Source organism: Limimaricola hongkongensis DSM 17492 (assembly GCF_000600975.2).
Classification (GTDB): Bacteria; Pseudomonadota; Alphaproteobacteria; order Rhodobacterales; family Rhodobacteraceae; genus Limimaricola; species Limimaricola hongkongensis.
Window position 1 is genome coordinate 166,054 of sequence record NZ_KK088653.1, and the last position, 21,518, is coordinate 187,571.

Consider the following 21,518-nt stretch of genomic DNA (forward strand, 5'->3'; position numbering starts at 1 on the left):
GGCCGCGGTCAGGTGGCGTCGCGCAGCATCCGGCGCAGAACCTGTTCGAGCTTGGCCGCGCCCAAGGGCGCCATCGCCTTGGTGTGCTCATGGCCGATCGCCTCGTCGGACATGCCCGCGGCCATGTTGGTGATCGCCGAGACCGCCATCGCCCGCATCCCGAGGAACCGCGCGAGGATCACCTCCGGCACGGTCGACATGCCGGTGGCGTCGACGCCCATCGCGCGCATCGCGCGGATCTCGGCCGGGGTCTCGAAGGAGGGGCCGGAATACCACGCATAGACGCCCTCGTGCAGCTCCACGCCCTCGGCCTCGGCCGCTGCGCGCAGCCTGTCGCGCAGCTCGGGGTCGTGGGCATCGCCCATCGGCACGAAGCGGCGGTCGGTCTTTTCGCCGATCAGCGGGTTCAGCCCCGAGAAATTGACGTGGTCCGACAGCGCCATGATCGCGCCGGTGGGCATGTCGGCGCGCAGGCTTCCCGCGGCGTTGGTCAGGATCACCGCCTCGGCGCCCAGCTCCTTGAGCACCTCGAGCGGCAGCCGCATCTCGTTGGGGTTGCCGTTCTCGTAGTAATGCGCGCGGCCACCGAACACCGCCACGCGCGTGCCTTCGAGATCGCCGACGGCGAGCACCGGGTTGTGGCCCGACACGCCCGCATGCGGGAAACCCGGAAGCTTGTCATAGGGGATCGTGACGCCATCGACGGCGCCCGCGATATGGCCGAGCCCCGACCCTAGGATCAGGCCGTACTTGACCGGCTCCGCTCCGGCCTGGGCCCGGACCAGGCCCGCGAGTTCAACGCTCTTTGACATAGGGTTCGCCTCCGGCGCGGGGCGGGATCGCGCGGCCGACGAAGCCCGCGAGGATCACCACCGTGAGAATATAGGGAAGGGCGTCCAGGAGCTGCACGCCCACTTCGAAGCCGAGCGTGCCCTCGATCACGTCGGGGCGCAGCGCGATCGCCTGCAGGAAACCGAACAGCAGGCAGGCGCCGAGCGCGTACCAGGGCCGCCACTTGGCGAAGATCAGCGCGGCGAGCGCGATGTAGCCGCGCCCCGCCGTCATGTCCTTGACGAAGCCCGCCTGAAGCCCGGTGGAGAGATACGCGCCCGCGAGGCCCGTGAGCACGCCGCAGATCGCCACGGCGGCAAAGCGCAGCCCCACGACCGAGACGCCGGCGGTGTCGACGGCGGCGGGGTTTTCGCCCACCGCGCGCAGCCGCAGGCCGAAGCGGGTGCGAAACAGCACCCACCAGGTCAGCGGCACCATCAGAAGGCCGACATAGACCAGTAGCGTGTGGCCCGAGATCAGCTCGGCATAGATCGGCCCGAAGATCGGGATGTCGCGCATCTCGGCGGCCAGCGGCAGGTCGATCGTCTCGAACCGCGCATTGCCCGAGAGCTGCGGCGTGCGTCCGCCCTGTCCGAACCAGCTTTGCGCCACGACCACCGTGAGACCGGCGGCGAGAAAGTTGATCGCCACGCCCGAGATCAGCTGGTTGCCGCGGAAGGTGATCGAGGCGAGACCGTGGATGCCCGCGAGCATCAGGGCCGCGCCGATCCCGGCCACCGTGCCGACCAGCACCGAGCCGGTGACGGCCGCCACCGCGGCGGTGAGAAAGGCCGAGGCCAGCATCTTGCCCTCGAGGCCGATGTCGAAGATGCCCGCGCGTTCCGAGAACAGCCCCGCGAGACAGGCCAGAAGCAGCGGCGTGGCGAGGCGGATCGTGGTGTCGAGCACCTGAAGAAGGGTCAGGAAATCCATGGGCTCACTCCGCCGGTTCGGTCTTGCGGGCGGGCTTCGGCGCGGGCCGCAGCCTCAGGAAGATCGCCTCCAGCGGTGCGCGGACCATGTGGTCGAGCGCCCCGGTGAAGAGGATCACGAGGGCCTGGATCACCACGATCAGCTCGCGCGGGATCGAGGTCCACAGCGCCAGCTCGGCGCCGCCCTGGTAGAGAAAGCCGAACAGCAATGCGGCCAGCAGCACGCCGAAGGGATGGCTGCGGCCCATCAGCGCCACGGCGATGCCGATGAAGCCCGCCCCCTCGACCGCGTTGAGCACCAGCCGCTCGGCCTCGCCCATCACGTTGTTGATCGCCATCATCCCCGCGAGCCCGCCCGACATCAGCATCGTCACGACGATGATCCGGGTGGGCGAGATGCCGGCGTATTTCGCCGCCGATTCCGACTGGCCGAAGGCGCGGATCTCGTAGCCGAGACGGGTGCGCCAGATCAGCGCCCAGACCGCGACGCAGGCCAGCAGCGCCACGAAGAACGACACGTTCACCGGTGCGCCGCGGAACAGTGCCGTCTCGGCGGTGGAGAACATGTCCTGGAAGGTCGGCAGATGCGTGGATTCGGGGAAACGCCCCGTCGCGGGCTCCATCGAGCCCGAGGGCTTGAGCGCGCCGATCAGCAGGTAGTTCAGAAGCGCGGCGGCGATGAAGTTGAACATGATCGTGGTGATCACGATGTGGCTGCCGCGCCTGGCCTGCAGCCAGGCCGGGATCAGCGCCCAGGCCGCGCCGAACAGCGCAGCCCCCACCGCGCCGCCCAGAAGCGCGAGCGTCCAGTGCGGCCACGGGATGTAGAGCGCGATCAGCGCCACACCCAGGCCCCCCAGCATCGCCTGGCCTTCGCCGCCGATGTTGAACAGCCGCGCATGGATGGCGATCGCCACGGCAAGGCCGGTGAAGATGAAGTTGGTCGCGTAGTAGAGCGTGTAGCCCCAGGCGTAGGTCGAGCCCATCGAGCCGTCGACCATCAGCTTGAGCGCGGCCCAGGGGTTCTCGCCGATGGCGAGGATCACGAGGGCGGAGAGCAGGGCGGCGAGGATCAGGCTGATCAGCGGGATCAGCACCACATCCGCCCATTGCGGCATCTTTTGCATCTCAGACCTCCTTCGCGGCGCTGGCGCGCGTCTTGGCAAGGTTGGCCTCGATCTCGGCCTCGCTATGGGGTTTGTCGGTATCGGTGATGCCCGCCATCAGGAGGCCCAGCTCGCGCTCGTCGGTTTCCGAAGGCACGCGCTCGCCCATCACCTGCCCGTCGAACATCACCGCGATGCGGTCCGACAGCGACATGATCTCGTCGAGCTCGACCGACACCAGCAGCACGGCCTTGCCCATGTCGCGCAGTGCCACGATCTGCTCGTGGATGAATTCGATCGCGCCGATGTCGACGCCGCGGGTCGGCTGGCCGATCAAGAGCAGGTCGGGGTTGCGCTCGATCTCGCGCGCCACGACGATCTTCTGCTGGTTGCCGCCCGAGAAATTCTTGGCCGCGAGGTTGGGGTTGGGCGGGCGCACGTCGAAGCGCTCCATCTTCGCGGCGGCGTCGGCCTTGATGGCCGCGTTGTCCATGAAGACGCCTTTGTTGAATTCGGGCTTGTCGTGATAGCCGAAGGCCACGTTCTCCCAGGCCGAGAATTCGAGGATCAGCCCCTCGTGGTGCCGGTCCTCGGGCACGTGGGCGATGCCGCGCGCGCGCCGGGTCCGGGCGTCGGACTTGCGCCCCGACAGGTCGATCTGCTCGCCGTTCAGCCGGATCGTCCCTTCGGCCTTGCGGTAGCCGCCGAGCACCTCGAGAAGCTCGGACTGGCCGTTGCCCGCGACACCGGCAAGGCCGAGGATCTCGCCCGCGCGGATCTCGAGCCCGATGCCGCGCAGCCGCTCGACGCCCTTGCTGTCGACCACGCGCAGGTTCTCGACCTCGAGGATCGTCTCGCCGGGGGTGGGCGGGGTCTTTTCGACCTGCAAGAGCACCTTGCGCCCGACCATCAGCTCGGCGAGTTCGGAGGGCGATGTCTCGGCGGTCTGCACCGTCGCTGTCATTTCGCCGCGCCGCATCACGCTCACCGTGTCGGTGATTTCCATGATCTCGCGCAGCTTGTGGGTGATCAGGATGATCGTCTTGCCCTGATCGCGCAGCCCCTTGAGGATGCGGAACAGGTGATCGGCCTCGGCGGGGGTCAGCACGCCGGTCGGCTCGTCGAGAATGAGAATGTCGGCCTGCCGGTAGAGCGCCTTGAGGATCTCGACCCGCTGCTGCATGCCGACGCCGATATCCTCGATCTTCGCGTCGGGATCGATGTTCAGCTCGTATTCGGCGGCGAGCTCCTTGAGCTCGCGCCGCGCCTTGGCGAGCGAGGGGCGCAGCAGGCGGCCATCCTCGGCGCCGAGCACGACGTTTTCCAGCACGGAGAAGTTCTGCACCAGCTTGAAATGCTGGAACACCATGCCGATGCCGGCGCGGATCGCGGCCTGGCTGTCGGGGATCTGGGTCGGGCGGCCATTGATGAGGATCTCGCCCGCATCGGCCTTGTAGAAGCCGTAGAGGATCGACATCAGCGTCGATTTCCCGGCGCCGTTCTCGCCGATGATGCCGTGGATCGTGCCCGGCATCACCCGGATCGAGATGTCCTTGTTGGCCTGCACGGGGCCAAAGGCCTTGGAGATGCCCTTGAGCTCGATCGCGGGGGTCTGGTCGGTCATGGGGTCCGGTCCTCGGCTGCGAAACGGGGGGCGACGGGGGAGAGCGAAACGGGGCCGCGCTTTGCGGCGCGGCCCCTCATATCACGGTGTCGGGGCGATCAGAAATCGAGCGACGGGCAGCCTTCGTCGCTCATGTAATCATGCACCTCGATCTCGCCGGACGCGATCTTGGCCTTGGCGTCCTCGACCGCGGCGGTCATCTCCTCGGTCACCAGCGCCTCGTTGTGCTCGTCGACGGCGATGCCCACGCCCTCGTTGTTCACGCCCATGACGTTGATGCCGGTCTCGATCTCGGTGCCCGCCTCGAAGGCGTCGTAGACGGCGTTGTCGACGCGCTTGACCATCGAGGTCAGCACCTTGCCCGGCTGCAGGTAGTTCTGGTTGCTGTCGACGCCGATCGACAGGATGCCCTGGTCGGCGGCGGTCTGCAGCACGCCGATGCCGGTGCCGCCGGCGGCGGCATAGACCACGTCGGCGCCCTGGCTGATCTGCGCCTGCGTCAGCTCCGAGCCCTTCACCGGGTCGTTCCACGCGGCGGGGGTGGTGCCGGTCATGTTCGACAGCACGGTGATGTCGGGGTTCACCGCCTTGGCGCCCTGCGCATAGCCGCAGGCGAACTTGCGGATCAGCGGGATGTCCATGCCGCCGATGAAGCCGACCGTGTCGCTTTCGGAGGCCATCGCCGCCATCTGGCCGACGAGGTAGGAGCCCTCGTGCTCGTTGAAGATCACCGAGCGGACATTGGGCAGGTCGACCACGCCGTCGACGATCACGAACTTGGTGTCCGGGTAATCGGCGGCGATTTCCTCGAGCGGCGTCATGAAGGAAAAGCCGACGGTGACGATTGGGTTGTTGCCGGCCTCGGCGAAGCGGCGCAGCGCCTGCTCGCGCTGGGCGTCGGACTGCAGCTCGACCTCGGCATAGGAGTTGCCGGTCTCCTCGGCCCAGCGGGTGGCGCCGGTATGCGCGCTTTCGTTGAACGACTTGTCGAACTTGCCGCCCAGATCGAACACCAGCGCCGGATCGGCCAGCGCGGCCCCGGCGGAGAGCGCCAGCACGGCGGAGGCGCCGAGGAATTTCGCGAGATGAGTCATCGATAGCTCCCTGTCAGGTCACGGCGCCGTCCCCCGCAAGGTCCGCGCGCCTGCCGGTCATGCGCCGGCTCATGGCAGGATAAGGCCTTGTCAGGGCCCGAGGGGTCAACTGATTTTTCCTTGATTTGCGCCAAGTCACCGGGGTTTCGCCCCGTCACGGCCCACCCCAGAGGCGACTGACGCAAGGGTAGCCTACCGCAATGCGCGGGTCAGGATCAGCGCCGCCGCGGGCGGCGCATCGGCGCGCGGATAGTAGCTTTGCCTGCGCCCCGCCTGCGTGTATCCCCGCGCCGCGTACAGCGCGCGTGCGGCGGCATTGTCTTCGGCCACCTCGAGAAAGGCCGTCTGCGCCCCGGCGGCGGCGGCGGCGGCGTGAAACGCGTCGAGCGCGATGCCGGCGCGGCCCTGCCGCCGGTGGTCGGGATGGGTGGCCAGCGTCAGGATCTCGGCCTCGTCGAGCGTCACCCGGCCGAGCACGAAGCTCGTGGCATCGCCGGTCAGGATCGTGCCGGATGCTGCGAGCAATGCGGCCATCTCGGCGGTGCTCCAGCCGCGCTCATCCACGAAGGCCGCCGCATGGGTCGCGGCGAGCGCGGCCGCGTCGCTCATCCGATCAGCACCGGCGCGGGGTCGCGCGGCGGCGCGGCGTCGGCGGGACGGACATAGAGCGGGGCGGGGCGGGGCTGCGGCGTGGCAGCACGCTCGCGCGCGATCTCGGCGATGGCGCGCACCAGCTCCTGCGCCTCCGGCCCGTGCAGCACCTCGCCCGCCTCGGCGGCCGGAGCAAGGCAGGGCGCCCCGGCCTCGGTCTTTGACAGTCGCTGCAACCACAGGTGATCGCGCGGGGCGGGCAGGGCGATGGTGACGGGGCGCGGATGGCCCAAGCCCGCCGCCTCGAAGCCCGAAACGCCGATGGCCGGGATGCCCAGGCCCAGCGCCAGCCCGCGCGCCGCGGAGACGCCGATCCTGAGCCCGGTGAAATTGCCCGGCCCCGTGCCCACGCCGATCGCCGCGAGATCGCGCCAGACGAGGCCTTCGCTGGCCAGAAGCTCTTCGAGAAAGGGCATCAGCCGCTCGGCCTGGCCCTTGGCCATCGGCTCGATGCGGGCCACGATCCGGTCGCCCAGATGCAGAGCGGCCGCGCAATGCGCGGCCGATGTGTCGATCGCCAGAAGCGGCGTCATCAGGCCGCGACCGGCCGGACCTCGACCACCTCGGGGATGTAGTGGCGCAGCAGGTTCTCGATGCCCATCTTGAGCGTCAGCGTCGAGGAGGGGCAGCCCGCGCAGGCGCCCTGCATGTGCAGGTAGACCACGCCGCGATCGAAGCCGTGGAAGGTGATGTCGCCGCCATCCTGCGCCACCGCCGGGCGCACGCGGGTGTCGAGCAGCTCCTTGATCTGCTCGACGATGGCGCCGTCTTCACCGGTGTGCTCGGCATGGCCGCCAGTGGCGCTGCTTGCGGTGCCGTCGTCGATCGCCGGGGCGCCGGACTGGAAATGCTCCATCACCGCGCCGAGCACGGCGGGCTTGATGTGATCCCACTCGACGGCTTCGGTCTTGGTCACGGTGACGAAGTCCGAGCCGAGGAACACGCCCGCCACGCCGCCGGTCGCGAAGATGCGGCGCGCCAGCGGGCTCGCCTGCGCGGCCTCTTCGGAGGGAAAGTCGGCCGTGCCCATCTCGAGCACGGTCTGCCCCGGCAGGAATTTGAGCGTCGCGGGGTTCGGCGTGGATTCGGTCTGGATGAACATCGGGACCACCTTTCGTTTCAGGCTCCCGATATGCGCCCCGGCGGCCCCAAAGTCAAGATTTGGAACGATTCTAAATCGCTCTCAGGTGATCGCCTCCAGCCGCTCCTTGGAGATGTCGCCCGGCACGATGGTGATCGGCACCGGCAACGAGCCCGCCTCGCGGGTCAGCTGCGTGACGAGCGGCCCCGGCCCCTTGCGGTCCGACCCCGCGCCGAGCACCAGCACGCCGATCTGTTCGTCCTCGCGGATCTGGGCGAGGATCTCGGGCACGATCTCGCCCTCGCGCACCACGAGGTCGGGATGCACGTTCTGGCGGTCGCGCATCCACTTGGCGAAGACCTCGAAATGCACCTCGATGCGTTCGCGCGCCTCGGCGCGCATGATCTCGCCCACGCCGACCCAGTGGTTGAACTCGTCGGGGGGGATCACCGACAGGATGGTGACACCGCCGCCGGTCTTGCCGGCGCGCATCGCGGCAAAGCGCATCGCGTTGAGACATTCGCGGGTGTCGTCGAGGATCACGAGAAACTTGCGCATGGCATTTCCTGTTCGGGTCCGGTCGGGGTCCTGTCCGGGCTTCATTCGGCCGGAGTGTGGCCCAGCATGGGGCGGTGTACAACGGGGCGGCGCAGCGGCGGGTCGGGGCGCAGCCGCGGCTTCGGTTCGGGCCGGGTCAGCGGCGGCTCGATGCGGGCCGCGACCGGCGCGCGGGGCACCGGGCGGGCCTTGGCGCGCACCGGCACGCGCAGCGCCGACAGCAGCAGCCGTCCCACCCGCTCGCCCACGAGGATCAGGATCTGCCCGGCCACCAGAAAGATCAGCGCCGCCGCACCGATGGCGAGGTCCGACAGCCGCACCAGCGCCCGAAAGGCCCGGCTCTTGCCCAGGATGTCGAGCATCGCGCGGGTGTCGGGCCCGGCGGCGTCCGACACCCGCGCCAGCCGCCGCGCATCGGCGGCGTCGTCGACATGCTCCAGCATCAGCACCGCATCGGTGAGAGAGGTGTTCGCGGCCACCCGGCCCAGATCCGACGCAAGCTCGCCCACCCGCGCCAGCTTGGCCTGGTCGGCCACCTCGTCCAACCCGACCCGGCCCAGCGCCAGATCGTCGAGCCGGTCGGGCCTGAACCCGACATCCGACAGGCGCCGCAATTCCCCGGCGAACCGGTCGGAGAGCCGCCCCATGCGCCGCGCCAGCCGCAGCGCGGTGGCCCCGACCTTCACGGTGGCGCTGGTACCGCCGGAGGCCAGAACGAGGCCGGTCGCGCCGAGCCCCACGCCCGCCAGCGCCACCTCGATCCGGTCGATCTCCTCGCCCGCGATGGCGGCCTGACCGGCGCGGCGCAGCGCGTTGAGATCGCCAAGCGGCGTCATTTCGACCGTGATGCCGCACATCGCCATGAGCGCGACGCGCGGGCAGGCGGTGATGTCGGCGGCGCAGACCGCGCAATCGCGCGCCGCCGCCAGCGCGCCGGTCTCGCGCATCTCCAGCGCCTGCATCCGGCCCAGAAGCGCGGGCGAGGGCGCCATGCCGTGCCGCGCCCCCGTGGCCGCCACCATGCGCATCGCGTCGAGATCCTCGGCCAGAAGCGCCCGGTCCATCTCGGCCATGTACCATTCGGGCGTCACCTCGCGCGCCAATGCGGCGCGCAGCTCCAGCGCCAAGGCCTCCGTGCCGCGCTCCAGATAGGGCGCGGCAAAGGGGTTCTGCGACAACAGCAGTGCCAGCGCCGCGGCGCTCAGCGCGAAGGGCAGGAACGCCAGCAGCCGGTCGAGAGCGCGCCAGAGCCGCATCTCAGCCCGCCGTCGCCGCCCAGTCCCAGTACATCTCGCGCACGCGTTTCGTGACCGGGCCGATGGGATAGGCCGTGTCGTCGAAGGCGGTCACGGGCGTCACCTTGTGCATGTTGCCGGACAGGAACACCTCGTCGGCGGCGTGCACGTCCTCGAAGGACATGGTGATCTCATGCACCTTCACGCCGTCGGCGCGCAGGTTGGCGATGTGGCGCGCGCGGGTGATGCCGGCGAGGAAGGTGCCGTTGGGGATCGGCGTGAACACCTCGCCATCCTTGACGATGAAGACGTTGGAACTGGCGCTTTCGGCGACGTTGCCGAGCGCGTCGGCCACCAGGGCGTTGCCGAACCCCTTGGCGCGCGCCTCCGCGAGCATCCGCGCGTTGTTGGGATAGAGACAGCCCGCCTTGGCGTTGACCACCGCATCCTCCATCACCGGCCTGCGGAACCGGGTGGTGGTGAGCGTGGTCGACGCTTCGGGCGGGGCCAGCGGGATCGTCTCCAGCGCGATGGCAAAGCCTGTGGCGCCCATCTCCGGCAGGATGCCCATCGGCCCGCCATCGAGCGCCCAGTACATCGGGCGGATATAGATCGCGGCATCGCGCGGGCAGGCGGCCAGCCCCTCGCGGACGATGCCGACCATCTCCTGCGCCGACACGGTGGGCGTGATCATCAGCGCCTCGGCCGAGGCGTTGGTGCGGGCGCAGTGCTTGTCGAGATCGGGCGCGAGCCCATGCACGTAGCGCGCCCCGTCGAACACCGTGGTGCCGAGCCATGCGCCGTGATCCGAGGCGCGGATCACCGCGATGTCTCCCTCGTGCCAGCGCCCGTCGTGATAGGTCCGGATATCGGTGCCCGTTGCCATGTTCTGCCTTTCGCGTTGTGCGTGCAGGCTAGGCCTTCGGCGCGGGCCGGTCCAGAACGGGCGCGACCCGTCATTCGCGCGGGGCGACCATCGTTGCCCTCACGCCTCGGCCATGAGCGCTTCGAGATCGAGCCTGTGGTTCACCATCGCCAACCCGCCCCGCGCATCGCGCGGCCAGTCCTCGGGCGCGCGGTCGCGGTAGATCTCGACGCCATTGCCGTCGGGATCGCGGAAATAGACCGCTTCGCTCACACCGTGATCGGCGGCGCCCTCGATCGCGACCCCCGCCGCCACGACGCGGCGCAGCGCCTGCGCCAGCGCCCGCCGGTCGGGATAGAGAAACGCCGTGTGATACAGCCCGGTATGGCCCGGCGGCGGCGGCGGCGCGCCGAGGCTCTCCCACGTGTTGAGACCGATATGGTGGTGATATCCCCCCGCCGAAAGGAACGCCGCGCCGGGGCCGTAGCGCTGGGTCACCTCGAAGCCCAGAACCTCTCCGTAGAAGGCGATGGCGCGGTCGAGATCGGAGACGCGCAGATGCACGTGGCCGATGCGGGTGGTGGACGGGGCGATCCCGGTCATGTGGCTCTCCTTCCGGTGGTCCGAAGGACAGGTTACGCCGCGCCGCGCCCGCGCGGCACTCCCCGCCCGCGCACGGCATCGGTGCAACAGCGCGCGCCGCAGGCCGGCAACTCGCGGTCTCGTGAGTTGAACCTCCCTCACCGGAAGGGGGAAGGGAGGGCCAAGAACAGGCAAGGAGCTTTCATGACCCAGACCCGACGTGCCTTCCTGGCGACCGGTGCCGCCGGCCTCGTCACGCTCGCCGCGCCGGCCATCGCCGCGAGCGATGCCGTGCAGCGCAATGTCTCGGCGTTGCAGAACATCGACTGGCGCGATCATTTCGACGCGCTGGGCCGCGGCATCATCGTCGCCGACACCGGCGCGCGCGCGGTGCATTACTGGGGCGGCGACGGGGAAACCTACCGCCTCTACCCCTCCTCGGTCCCGGTCAGCCCGGAGCTGACCAAGCTCGGCTACACCGAGGTGGTCCGCAAGGTCGACGGCCCGACATGGACGCCGACGCCGTCGATGCGCGAGCGCGATCCGTCGCTGCCGAAAGTGGTGCCCGCCGGGCCCGGCAACCCGCTCGGCACCCACGCGCTCTACCTGTCGTGGCAGTATTACCGCATCCACGGCACCCACGACACGCGCAAGATCGGCCGCCCGTCCTCGGATGGCTGCATCGGGCTCTACAACGAGCACATCGCCAGGCTCTTCGCGCTGGTCGAGGTCGGCACGCAGGTGCGGCTGATCTGATCGCCGCGCGCGCCCTTTGCCCGCGGAGCGGGCGGGGGCGCGTCACGGCGCGCGCAATGCGGGCAATCGACCCTCTCGCGGCACGATCTTGCCGCGCCGGGGCTGACGCGGGGTCGCGGCAGGGGTAGGGGGCGGCATCGCAACTTCAGGAGACCGCCGATGCCCCCCGTTCCGCCCCGCCCTCGCCGCGCTTGCGACCCTGGCCGCGCTGCCCGCCGCCGCCCACACCGCCGCGCCTGACGGTGACCAGCCGATCGAGGTGCGCGCCTTCGTCGCCTCGATGTTCGAGATCGGCGAGCTGACCGGCGACCGCGCGGGCGAATTCCAGTACTGGTACGAAAACCACCTCGACGGGGCCGAGCCGATCGAGGTCGACGGCGCGAAGACGCCCGTTCATTGCAATGAGGACGGCGTCTGCGGCTCCGTGCTCGGCATGGGCAAGGTGGCCTCCTCGGCCTCGATGATGGCGATCCTGCTCGACCCGCGCTTCGACTTCTCCAACGCCTATTTCCTGCTCACCGGCGTCGCCGGCACGCCGCCCCCGCGCGGGACCATCGGCATGGTCAGCTGGGCCAGCCACCTGATCGACTATGATCTCGGCCACCGCTGGGCCGAGGACGAGGTGCCGGCGGGCGATCCGCTGTTCATGCCGCGCAGCGGCTACGAGGATATCCGCCGCTACGAGCTGAACCCGGCGCTGGTCGAGGCCGCCATGGCCGCGAGCGAGGGCGTCGAGCTGGCCGACAGCCAGGAGGCACGCGATTACCGGCTGCGTTATCCCGACGAGGTGGCACAAGGCGCGCCCTTCATCGGCACCGGCACCCACATGACCGGCGACACCTTTTTTCACGGGCCGGGCCTCTCGGAGGAGGCGCAGTACATGGCCGAGCTTTACGAGGCCGCCGATTACGTCATCACCGAAATGGAGGCCGCCGCCATCACCCAGGTGATCGACCGGCTGCACGGCACCGACCGGATCCTGAGCCTGCGCGGCGCGGTGAACTTCGACCAGGGCCACCCGGACGAGACCACGCTGGAGCATCTCGACCCGGCGCCGGGCGAAACCGCCGGCGGCTTCGACGAGACGCTGGTGAACATCGAGCGGGTCGGCGCGGCGCTGATCGCGCAGATCACCGGTGACTGGGACAGCTGGAAGGACGGCGTGCCGTCCGAATGATGCGACACCCCCCGGCGCCGCGCTGCGCGGTGGCCGGGGGGGGTTGCGTATTTGCGGAATGGTGAATGGGGGCAGGGGCGCGAAAGGCCCCCCGCATCTCAGCGCAGAAGACCCATGAGCTCGGAGGTCTTCGACACGATCGGATCGGCGATGGCGCGGGCGCGCTCGGCACCGCGCGCCATGATCCGGTCGATCTCGGCCGGGTCGTCCATCAGCCGCGCCATCTCCGACGAGATCGGCGCCAGCTTTTCCACCGCCAGATCGGCGAGCGCGGGCTTGAACTGGCCCCAGCCGGCGCCGCCATGCTCGGCGATCACCTGCTCGGCAGACATCCCCGACAGGCCGGCATAGATGTCGACGAGGTTCTTGGCCTCGGGCCGGTCCTTGAGACCGTCGAGGCTCTCGGGCAGCGGCGCGGGGTCGGTGCGGGCCTTCTTGAACTTCTTGGCGATGGTGTCGGCATCGTCGGTCATGTTGATCCGCTCCATGTCCGATTCGCCGGACTTGGACATCTTCTTGGTGCCGTCGCGCAGGTTCATCACCCGCATCGCCGGCCCCTCAATCACCGGGGTGGTGAGCGGAAAGAAATCGACGCCGTAATCATGGTTGAACTTGGCCGCGATGTCGCGGGTCAGCTCCACGTGCTGCTTCTGGTCGTCGCCCACCGGCACATGCGTGGCGTGATAGGCGAGGATGTCGGCGGCCATCAGAGAGGGGTAGGCGTAAAGCCCGAGGCTCTGCTTTTCGGCGTTCTTGCCCGCCTTTTCCTTGAACTGGGTCATCCGGTTCATCCAGCCGACCCGCGCCACGCAGTTGAACAGCCAGCCCAGCTCGGCATGGGCCGACACGCGGGACTGGTTGAACAGGATGGATTTTTCCGGGTCGATGCCGGAGGCGAGATAGCCCGCCGCCACCTCGCGGGTGGCGCGCTTGAGCTCCTCGGGGTCCTGCCAGACGGTGATGGCGTGCAGGTCCACGACGCAGAAGATCGTTTCGAAATCGCCGCCCTGCATCTCGACGAAGCGCTTGATCGCGCCCAGATAGTTGCCGAGCGTAAGGCCGCCCGAGGGCTTGATGCCGGAAAAGACGCGGGGGGCGAAGGTCGCTTCGGTCATGGCGTTGTCCTGCTGGAAACCGGGTGGCATTCCGATTAGCCATGCCCCCTGCCGAGGTCAACCGAAGGGACAGCGCGATGCGACCGCAAGGATTCTACCCAAGACCCGATCCGAATCACGCGCCCGTCGAAGGGCCGTTCGGCACGCTGCCGCCGATGATCGTGGTGCTGGCGCTCGTGATGGGCGGGATCGAGGCGGCGCTGTCGCTCGGTGCCACGGGGCTCATCGGCGGGCCGCAGGCGATCGGCTGGCGGATCGGCGCGATCGAAGGCTTCGGCTTCGCGCCCGCCGTGCTCGACCGGCTGGTCGTCGGCTGGGACTGGGGGCTCGCCGCGCGGCTGCTGAGCTATCCTTTCGTGCATATCAGCGTCACCCACGCGCTCTTCGCCGTGGCGCTTTTGCTGGCGCTGGGCAAATTCGTGGGCGAGGTGCTGCACCCGGTCGCTCTGGGCGTGATGCTGGTCGCGACCACGCTGGTCGGGGCGCTGGCCTTCGGGTTCTTCGTTTCGACCAACTACCCGCTGATCGGCGCCTACCCGGCGGTCTACGGGCTGATCGGCGGGTTTACCTACCTGATGTGGTTGCAACTCGGGCGCGCCGGGTCGAACCGGCTCGCGGCGTTCCGGCTGATCGGGGTGCTTCTGGCGCTGCAGCTCGTCTTCGGGCTGATGTTCGGCGCCGACCCCGCATGGGTGGCCGACGCCGCGGGCTTCGTGACCGGGCTGGTGCTGTCGCCGCTGCTCGCGCCCGGCGGCACCCGGGCCTTTCTCGCCCGGATGCGCGCGCGCTAGCGGCGCACCGCGCGGCGGAACTCCGACAGGCGGAACGCGCCGAGGATTTGGCCGAAGCCGAAATAACCGGCGATGCCGATCGCCACGAGCAAGGCAAGCGCGAGGTAGCGCACCGACGGCGTGGCGAGGAACGGGCCGAGCAACGCGGCGCAGCCCAGAAGCAGCGCGCCCATCAGCGCCGAGGCGCCGCAGATCCGCCACAACCGGCGGCGAAACCGGTCGTCCCACGCGGCGGCCGCGCCCATCGCGCGCGAGCCGCGCCACAAGAGCCAGACCATCGCCCAGCCCGCCAGCGTCGTGCCGAAGGCCGCCGCGATGAAACCTATGAACGGCGCGAGCCCGATCGCCACGGCGGCGTTCACCACCATCGCCACGAGGGCATAGCGAAACGGGCTGCGCGTGTCCTCGCGCGCGAAGAACAGCGGCTGCAGCGATTTCTGCAGCACGAAGGCCGGAAGGCCGAGGCCGTAGACCGCCACGGCGAGCGCCGTTGCCATGGTGTCGTCGGTCGAAAACGCGCCGCGTTCGAACAGCACCGACACCAGGGGCACCGGGATCACCACCAGCGCCACGGCGGCGGGGATGGTGAGCGCGAGGCTCATCTCGGCGGCGCGGTTGAAGGCATCGCGCCCGCCCGCCTCGTCGCCCGCGCGCAACCGGCGCGACAGGTCGGGCAAAAGCACCACGCCGACGGCGATGCCGACCACGCCGAGCGGCAGCTGGTAGAGCCGGTCGGCATAGTTGAGCCACGCCACCGCCCCGTCGAAGAAGCTCGCCACCTGCCGGCCCACCAGCAGGTTGATCTGCACCACGCCGCCCGCCAGCGCCGCGGGCGCGGCGATCACGGCAAGCTTCTTCAGCTCCGGCGTGAGCCGGGGTCGCATCGGGCGCAGGTGAAACCCCGCCCGCCGGGCCGCGATCCAGACCAGCCCGAGCTGCAGCACCCCCGCCAGCGGCACCGCCCAGGCAAGGGCCCGGCCGACCCGAAGCTCCGGCGCATCGCCAAGACCGGTCCCGGGGGCAAGGGCCGCGGCGATCAGCACGGTGGCGATGAACACCACGTTGAGCAGCACAGGCGCCGCCGCGGCGGCGACGAAGCGGCCGGTGGCATTGAGCACGCCGGAGACCAGCGCGCCGAGCGAGATGAACAGGATGTAGGGAAAGGCGATCCGGCCATAGGCCACGGCGAGCGGAAAGCGTTCGTCCTCGGCGAAGCCCGACGCCATCAAGAGCACCAGGCCGGGCATCGCGACGATGCCGATCACGGTGAAGACGGTGAGCAGGAACGCCATGCCCGCAAAGGCCTCCTGCGCGAAGCGCTCGGGGTCTTCGCCCGCTTCGAGCTTTTTCGAGAACATCGGCACGAAGGCCATGTTGAACGCGCCCTCGGCGAAGAAGCGGCGGAACATGTTGGGCAGCGAAAAGGCCACGAGAAAGGCCTCGGCCACCGGGCCCGCGCCGAGATAGCCCGCGATCATGATGTCGCGCGCGAAGCCGAAGACGCGGGAAAGAAGGGTCCAGATGCCGACGGTGAGAAAGCCCCGCACGAGGCGGATGGGCTTCAAGACACGGCCCTCCGCGCCCCGGCTTCGATGGCATCGCGCAACCGGCGCTCCAGCGCGCGCTGCTTGGTCTCAGAATGGTATTTCAATCCGAACATGTCCTTGACGTAGAAGGTGTCGACCGCCTGCTCCCCATAGGTCGCGATCACGGCGGAGGAAATATAGACATTGGCCACCGCCAGCGTCCGGGTCAGGTCGTAGAGCAGCCCGGGCCGGTCGCGGGTGTCGACCTCGATGATCGTGTAGATCTCCGAGCCGTCATTGTCGAAGGAGATCGAGGTGGGCACGCGGAAGGCGCGCTCGCGCTTGCGGATCTTGTCGCGGTCCTTGATCGCGTCGCGCGCCACCACCTCGCCGCGCAGCGTCTTGCCGATCATCTGTTCGAGCCGGGGCAGGCGGGCTTCCTCGAAGGGGTGGCCCTCGGCGTCCTGCACCCAGAACACCGAGGTGCACAGCCCGTCCTTGGCGGTGTAGGTGCGCGCGTCGACGATGTTGGCCCCGACCAGCGCCAGCGCGCCGGTGAGCCGCGAGAACAGCCCCGGATGATCGGTGGTCGCAAAGCTCACCCGCGTCGCGTCGCGATCGGCGTCGGGCATGAGATCGATGCGGATCTCGTCGGGGCCGAGTCCGCGCAGAAGATGCGCGAAGGTCACGTGGCTGTCGAGCGGCAGCCCCTGCCAATAGGGGCCGTAATGGCGCGCGGTCTCGGCCCGCAGCTCCTCCTTCGGCCAGCCCGACAGCGCCGCGCGCAGCACGCGCTTGGCCTCGGTTTCGCGGGCGCCGCGGTTGAGATCCTCGAGCCCGGTGGCCAGCGCCTCCTCGGTCGCGGTGTACAGGCTGCGCAGCAGCATCGCCTTCCAGTTGTTCCACGTGCCGGGCCCGACGCCGCGGATGTCGCAGACCGTGAGCACGCACAGAAGATCGAGCCGTTCCTTGGTCTTCACCGCGCGGGCAAAGCCGCGCACCGTGCGCGGCTCGGCGATGTCGCGCTTTTGCGCCATGTCCGACATCAGCAGATGATGCCGCACCAGCCATTCGACGGTTTCGGCTTCCTTGCGATTGAGCCCCAGCCGCGGCGCCACGCGTCGGGCGATCTGCGCGCCGAGCACCGAATGATCCTCGTCGCGGCCCTTGCCGATGTCGTGCAGGAGCAGCGCCACGTAGAGCACGCGGCGGTTCACCCCGGCATCGAGAATGCCCGAGGCCACCGGCAGCTCCTCGACCAGCTCGCCGCGCTCGATCTGCGCCAGCGTGGAGATGCATTGAATGGTGTGCTCGTCCACCGTGTAGTGGTGGTACATGTTGAACTGCATCATCGCGACGATCGGCGCGAATTCCGGCAGGAAGGCCGCGAGCACGCCCAGCTCGTTCATCCGGCGCAGCGCGCGCTCGGGGTTGCCGCGCTTGACCATCAATCCGAGAAACAGCCGGTTCGCCTCCCGGTCCTCGCGCAGCCGCGCGTCGATCAGATGCAGGTTGGCCGAGACCAGCCGCATCGCGTCGGGGTGCAGCAGATGGCCGGTGCGCAGGCTTTCGTCGAAGATTCGCAAGAGGTTCACCGGCTCGGCGAGAAAGGCCGTCTCGTCGGCCACGTCGAGCCGGTTGTGCACGATCCGGTAGGGCGGGCGGGCCCGCTTGCGCCGCGCCAGAAGCCGGGTGAGCATCGGCTCGGATTTCAGATGCGTGGCCTCCTGCGCGGTCAGGAAGATGCGCGTCAGCTCGCCGACGCGGGTCGCGTGGCGGAAATAATCCTGCATGAAATGTTCGACCGCGCGCCGCCCGCCGCCATCGACATAGCCCATGCGCTCGGCCACCTCGACCTGCATGTCGAAGGTGAGCTGATCCATCGCGCGGTTGGTGATCATGTGCAGGTGGCAGCGCACCGCCCAGAGGAAATCCTCGGCCCGGACGAACTCGCCGTATTCGTCCTCGGTGAAGACGCCCTGGCCGACCAGCTCGGCGGCGTCCTGCACGCCGTAGACGTATTTGCCGATCCAGTAGAGCGATTGCAGGTCGCGCAGGCCGCCCTTGCCTTCCTTGACATTGGGCTCGACGACATAGCGCTGGCCGCCCTGCTTGAGATGGCGCGCGTCGCGCTCCGCGAGCTTGGCGGCGATGAATTCGGGCGCGGTGGAGCGGAACAGCTCGGTCCAGAGCCGGTCGCGCAGGCTGGCGGCCAGCGCCGGGTCCCCCGCGAGACGGCGGCATTCCACGAGGCTGGTGCGGATCGTGAAATCCTCCTTTGCCAGCCGCAGGCAATCCTTCACGGTGCGGCTGGCATGGCCGATCTTCAGCTTCAGGTCCCACAGCATGTAGAGCATCGATTCGATGACGCTCTCGGCCCAGGGGGTGATCTTCCACGGCGTCAGGAACAGCAGGTCGACATCCGAATGCGGCGCCATCTCGCCGCGGCCGTAGCCGCCGACCCCCAGGAGCGACAGCCGCTCGCCCTCGGTCGGGTTGTTGAGCGGGTGCAGCCCGCGCGCGACCTCGAAGCAGGCAGTGACGATCCGGTCGGTCAGCCAGGCATGGGCGCGGGTCACCGGGCGGGCCGCGAAGGGCCGGTTGGCAAAGGCGTCGGCGATCGCCGCGCGCCCGGCGCGGCGCGCCTCGGCCAGCACCGTCACGGTGGCCCGGCGCGCTTCCATCGGGCCATCGGCGGCGGCCAGCGCCTGGGCCAGCGCGGCGGTCACCGACACGGCGTCGAATATGTCGCGCGCCGGAAGGATCAGATCCTCCGGCGCGTCGGTCGTCTCGGGCTTCTCGTGGAGCGGGGCGTCAGAACCCGGCGCGGCCGAAGCTTGTGGGAGCAGGGTCAAGGATAACCACCTGGTTGTTGCGGATCGTGGCGACCGCGAGGCCGCGCTGGTTGGTGCCGTTGGACAGCAGCCGGAAGATCCCCGAGGTGCCCTTGAAACCCTGGCTCTGGACCAGTGCGTTGCGGGTCAGCGCGTCGGCGCGGCCCGAGGCGGCCAGCGCGCCGATCGCGGCGATGCCGTCATAGGCCAGGCCGGCGAGCGGATGGGGGTCGGCGCCGTAGCTTGCGGCATAGCGCTGTTCGAAGGCGTTGGAGCGGCCCGTGTCGGGCACCGCGAAGATGCCGTTCTGCAGCCCCGGCAGGGCCAGCGCCTGCGGCGCCGCGTCCCAGCGGGTAAGCCCCATCATCCGCGCCTGCTGCGGGGTGATGCCCGCCTCGTTGAGCGCGGTGGCGAGAATCGGCAGGTCGGCATTGACCCCGGCGGTGGTGAAGACGCCGGTGGCGCCGGTGCCGCGCACCGTGTCGGCCACGCGCGGCGCGGCGGATTGCACGCCCGCCTGGCTCAGCTCATAGGCCTCGGTCCCGGCGACGGCGCCGCCCGAACGGTTGACGGCGTTGACGATCGCATCCCGACCGACCGCGCCCTGCAGGTCGTTGCCATAGGCCACGACATAGCGCTGGATGCCGTTGCGCATGCCGTATTGCACCAGCCGGTCGGCGGTGTTGGCAAAGGTCGGCCCGAGAATGAAGACGTTGCCGCCCGCGATGGTCGGGTTGTTCGAAAAGGCCAGCACGTTGACGCCCTGGCTCGCCGCGGCGACGCCGGCGGCGTTGGCGGCCTCGGCATAGAGCGGGCCAAGAATGACCTGCGCGCCTTCGGCGACGGCGGTGGTCGCGGCCTGCGCGGCGCGCGACGGCTCGCCCGCGGTCGGGTAGACCGTCATGTCGATCTCCACGTCGCCGAGATCGGCGATGGCGAGACGGGCGGCGTTTTCGAGATTGCGGGCCAGCAGCTGGTCGGCGCCCGATGAGGAGCCCGCGGGCACCAGCAGCGCCACCTTCACCGGCGCGCCGGGGGTGACACGCTGCGCCTCCGAAACCGGGCCGGTGGCCACCATCGGCTGGCAGGCGGCGAGCCACAGCATGGAGAACAGGGCAAGAAGTCGGGCCGCGGCCTTGCGGGGCTGCGTCAAACGGGCGAACATGGGCATCACTTTCTCCGGCACGGGCGCGGGGCGGGTTCGCGACCAATCATAATCCGGGGCGGGCGGGGGTCCAGTGACGAATTTCGAAACGAAACCGGTCGCGCCGGGGTTGCATTTCGTGGCCACGCCGATCGGCACGGCGCGCGACATCACGCTGCGCGCGCTCGACCTCCTGGCAAGCGCCGACGCGCTGGCCGCGGAGGACACGCGCACGCTGCGCAAGCTCATGGAAATCCACGGCGTTCCGCTGAACGGGCGGCCGCTTCTGGCCTATCACGACCATTCGGGCGCGCATGACCGCGATCGCATCCTCGCGGTGCTCGGGCGGGGCGGCTCGGTCGCCTATGTCTCCGAGGCGGGCACGCCGCTTGTCGCCGATCCCGGCTATGCGCTGGGCCGCGCCGCGATCGCCGCGGGCCACAAGGTGCTGGCCGCGCCCGGTGCCTCCGCCGTGCTGGCGGCGCTGGCGGTGTCGGGGCTGCCCACCGACCGCTTTGCCTTTGCCGGGTTCCTGCCGCCCGCCAGAACCCAGCGCGAAACCGAGATCGCCGCGCTCAGGTCGCTGCCGTTCACGCTGGTGCTCTACGAAAGCCCCAAGCGCGTTCATGAATTGTTAGGCTCCTTGCGCGATGTTCTGGGAGGGGAACGACCGGTGACGCTGTGCCGCGAGCTGACCAAGCGGTTCGAGGAGGTGATCCGCGGCACGGCGTCAGAGGTTTGCGCGGCGATCGACGGGCGCACGCTCAAGGGCGAGATCGTCGTTCTCGTCGGCCGCGCCGAAACCGAGGAGGTGACCGGCGACGACCTGGAAAGCGCGCTGCGCGACGCGATGCGCACCATGCGCGTGAAGGATGCGGCCACGGCTGTGGCGGGCGCGTTGGGCCTCCCGCGGCGCGAGGTCTATCAAGCCGCCCTGGCGTTGGAAAAGAGGCCGGACGATGCAGATGGAGATGACATTTGAGGACGACGATCCGCTGACGGCGCGGCGCGCGAAACCGCGCAAGCCGACGGTGAAGCCATCCGGGAGCGCCCGGCAAACGGGCCTCGACCTTGCCCGGGGAGCGGGGCCGCCGGTGCCGGGCCGTGCCGTCGCATCGGCGGGATCCACGACCGGCGGTGTCGTCCGACCGCCCCTTGGTTCTCCGCCCTCCGGCGCTTCGTTGTCCGATCCTTTGCCGTCCGGCCCTGCCGCTCCGGCCCGCGTCGAACGGGGCCGCCGGGGGTATTTGACCGGTCTCGCCGCCGAGGACAGCGTTGCCCGCCATTATGCGCGCAAGGGGCGGGTGATCGAGGCCCGCCGCTGGCGGGGGCCGGGGGGCGAGATCGACATGATCCTGCGCGAAGGCGCGCGGCTCGTCTTCGTCGAGGTCAAGGCCAGCCGCAGCTTCGACGCCGCCATCTGCCGTCTCACCCGCCGTCAGATCGACCGGATCTGCCGCTCCGCCGAGGCCTATTGCGGCGCCGCGCCGGACGGGCTGCTGACCGAGATGCGCTTTGACCTCGCGCTCGTGGATGCGCGCGGCGCGGTGCGGGTGATCGAAAACGCCTTCGACGCGGGCTGAACCGGCGCGGCGGCTGTGCATCCGGGCGCAGGC

At 69.6% G+C, this 21,518-nt stretch carries 21 protein-coding genes; 5 read left to right on the forward strand and 16 right to left on the reverse strand.

Going from position 1 to position 21,518, the window contains the following annotated elements; genetic code table 11:
• Positions 1-8: 8 nt before the first annotated feature.
• From LOKHON_RS11335 to LOKHON_RS11390, 12 genes are all read right to left on the reverse strand, one after another.
• The gene (locus LOKHON_RS11335; RefSeq protein ID WP_017929261.1) at positions 9-812 is read right to left on the reverse strand and encodes a purine-nucleoside phosphorylase; all 804 of its coding nucleotides are present in this window, start codon (positions 810-812) and stop codon (positions 9-11) included.
• A complete protein-coding gene (locus LOKHON_RS11340) occupies positions 796-1,764 on the reverse strand; it encodes an ABC transporter permease (protein WP_017929262.1) in 969 nt (322 codons plus the stop codon). The genes LOKHON_RS11335 and LOKHON_RS11340 overlap by 17 nt, the downstream gene beginning before the upstream one ends.
• Before the next feature lie 4 nt (positions 1,765-1,768).
• Positions 1,769-2,890 carry an ABC transporter permease gene (locus LOKHON_RS11345; protein ID WP_017929263.1) on the reverse strand — a complete coding sequence of 374 codons (1,122 nt, stop codon included), beginning with the start codon at positions 2,888-2,890 and terminating at the stop codon, positions 1,769-1,771.
• A gap of 1 nt (position 2,891) precedes the next feature.
• Positions 2,892-4,493 carry an ABC transporter ATP-binding protein gene (locus LOKHON_RS11350; RefSeq protein WP_017929264.1) on the reverse strand — a complete coding sequence of 534 codons (1,602 nt, stop codon included), beginning with the start codon at positions 4,491-4,493 and terminating at the stop codon, positions 2,892-2,894.
• A 98-nt stretch (positions 4,494-4,591) separates the two neighbouring features.
• Positions 4,592-5,587 carry a BMP family lipoprotein gene (locus LOKHON_RS11355; protein WP_017929265.1) on the reverse strand — a complete coding sequence of 332 codons (996 nt, stop codon included), beginning with the start codon at positions 5,585-5,587 and terminating at the stop codon, positions 4,592-4,594.
• 192 nt (positions 5,588-5,779) lie between these two features.
• Positions 5,780-6,196, reverse strand: a complete 417-nt coding sequence (locus LOKHON_RS11360) for a GNAT family N-acetyltransferase (RefSeq protein ID WP_017929266.1) — start codon at positions 6,194-6,196, stop codon at positions 5,780-5,782.
• Positions 6,193-6,771: a tRNA (adenosine(37)-N6)-threonylcarbamoyltransferase complex dimerization subunit type 1 TsaB gene (gene tsaB, locus LOKHON_RS11365; RefSeq protein WP_017929267.1), complete on the reverse strand. Its 579-nt coding sequence runs from the start codon at positions 6,769-6,771 to the stop codon at positions 6,193-6,195. The genes LOKHON_RS11360 and tsaB overlap by 4 nt, the downstream gene beginning before the upstream one ends.
• Positions 6,771-7,340 carry a NifU family protein gene (locus LOKHON_RS11370; RefSeq protein ID WP_017929268.1) on the reverse strand — a complete coding sequence of 190 codons (570 nt, stop codon included), beginning with the start codon at positions 7,338-7,340 and terminating at the stop codon, positions 6,771-6,773. Before LOKHON_RS11370 ends, tsaB begins: the two co-directional genes overlap by 1 nt.
• Before the next feature lie 81 nt (positions 7,341-7,421).
• Positions 7,422-7,877 carry a universal stress protein gene (locus LOKHON_RS11375; RefSeq protein WP_017929269.1) on the reverse strand — a complete coding sequence of 152 codons (456 nt, stop codon included), beginning with the start codon at positions 7,875-7,877 and terminating at the stop codon, positions 7,422-7,424.
• A 41-nt stretch (positions 7,878-7,918) separates the two neighbouring features.
• Positions 7,919-9,133: a hypothetical protein gene (locus LOKHON_RS11380; RefSeq protein ID WP_017929270.1), complete on the reverse strand. Its 1,215-nt coding sequence runs from the start codon at positions 9,131-9,133 to the stop codon at positions 7,919-7,921.
• A gap of 1 nt (position 9,134) precedes the next feature.
• On the reverse strand, positions 9,135-9,998 hold the full coding sequence (locus LOKHON_RS11385; RefSeq protein WP_017929271.1) for a branched-chain amino acid aminotransferase: 864 nt from the start codon (positions 9,996-9,998) through the stop codon (positions 9,135-9,137).
• Between the two features lie 99 nt (positions 9,999-10,097).
• Positions 10,098-10,580, reverse strand: coding sequence for a VOC family protein (locus LOKHON_RS11390; RefSeq protein ID WP_017929272.1), 483 nt, complete (start codon positions 10,578-10,580; stop codon positions 10,098-10,100).
• Between the two features lie 183 nt (positions 10,581-10,763).
• On the opposite strand from LOKHON_RS11390, the gene LOKHON_RS11395 reads away from it, so the two are divergent.
• Both LOKHON_RS11395 and LOKHON_RS11400 read left to right on the forward strand, forming a co-directional pair.
• A complete protein-coding gene (locus LOKHON_RS11395; RefSeq protein WP_017929273.1) occupies positions 10,764-11,315 on the forward strand; it encodes a L,D-transpeptidase in 552 nt (183 codons plus the stop codon).
• A 259-nt stretch (positions 11,316-11,574) separates the two neighbouring features.
• The gene (locus LOKHON_RS11400) at positions 11,575-12,492 is read left to right on the forward strand and encodes a purine-nucleoside phosphorylase (RefSeq protein ID WP_245631458.1); all 918 of its coding nucleotides are present in this window, start codon (positions 11,575-11,577) and stop codon (positions 12,490-12,492) included.
• Positions 12,493-12,590: 98 nt separating this feature from the next.
• Here the strand turns inward: LOKHON_RS11400 and trpS are convergent, their stop codons facing one another.
• Positions 12,591-13,607: a tryptophan--tRNA ligase gene (gene trpS, locus LOKHON_RS11405; RefSeq protein ID WP_017929275.1), complete on the reverse strand. Its 1,017-nt coding sequence runs from the start codon at positions 13,605-13,607 to the stop codon at positions 12,591-12,593.
• Between the two features lie 77 nt (positions 13,608-13,684).
• Between trpS and LOKHON_RS11410 the strand changes: the two genes are divergently transcribed.
• Positions 13,685-14,398 carry a rhomboid family intramembrane serine protease gene (locus tag LOKHON_RS11410; protein ID WP_017929276.1) on the forward strand — a complete coding sequence of 238 codons (714 nt, stop codon included), beginning with the start codon at positions 13,685-13,687 and terminating at the stop codon, positions 14,396-14,398.
• Here LOKHON_RS11410 and murJ read toward each other — a convergent pair.
• From murJ to LOKHON_RS11425, 3 genes are read right to left on the reverse strand one after another with little or no spacing between them, the layout of a single operon-like run.
• On the reverse strand, positions 14,395-15,963 hold the full coding sequence (gene murJ / locus LOKHON_RS11415; protein WP_017929277.1) for a murein biosynthesis integral membrane protein MurJ: 1,569 nt from the start codon (positions 15,961-15,963) through the stop codon (positions 14,395-14,397). The genes LOKHON_RS11410 and murJ overlap by 4 nt on opposite strands.
• The gene (locus tag LOKHON_RS11420) at positions 15,960-18,779 is read right to left on the reverse strand and encodes a [protein-PII] uridylyltransferase (RefSeq protein WP_017929278.1); all 2,820 of its coding nucleotides are present in this window, start codon (positions 18,777-18,779) and stop codon (positions 15,960-15,962) included. Before LOKHON_RS11420 ends, murJ begins: the two co-directional genes overlap by 4 nt.
• Complete coding sequence (locus tag LOKHON_RS11425) at positions 18,739-19,923, reverse strand: penicillin-binding protein activator (protein ID WP_026147563.1); 1,185 nt, start codon at positions 19,921-19,923, stop codon at positions 18,739-18,741. The genes LOKHON_RS11420 and LOKHON_RS11425 overlap by 41 nt, the downstream gene beginning before the upstream one ends.
• A 73-nt stretch (positions 19,924-19,996) precedes the next feature.
• Between LOKHON_RS11425 and rsmI the strand changes: the two genes are divergently transcribed.
• Both rsmI and LOKHON_RS16495 read left to right on the forward strand, forming a co-directional pair.
• Positions 19,997-20,884: a 16S rRNA (cytidine(1402)-2'-O)-methyltransferase gene (gene rsmI, locus LOKHON_RS11430; RefSeq protein WP_026147564.1), complete on the forward strand. Its 888-nt coding sequence runs from the start codon at positions 19,997-19,999 to the stop codon at positions 20,882-20,884.
• Between the two features lie 265 nt (positions 20,885-21,149).
• On the forward strand, positions 21,150-21,485 hold the full coding sequence (locus LOKHON_RS16495) for a YraN family protein (RefSeq protein ID WP_017929281.1): 336 nt from the start codon (positions 21,150-21,152) through the stop codon (positions 21,483-21,485).
• The last annotated feature ends 33 nt before the right edge of the window (positions 21,486-21,518 follow it).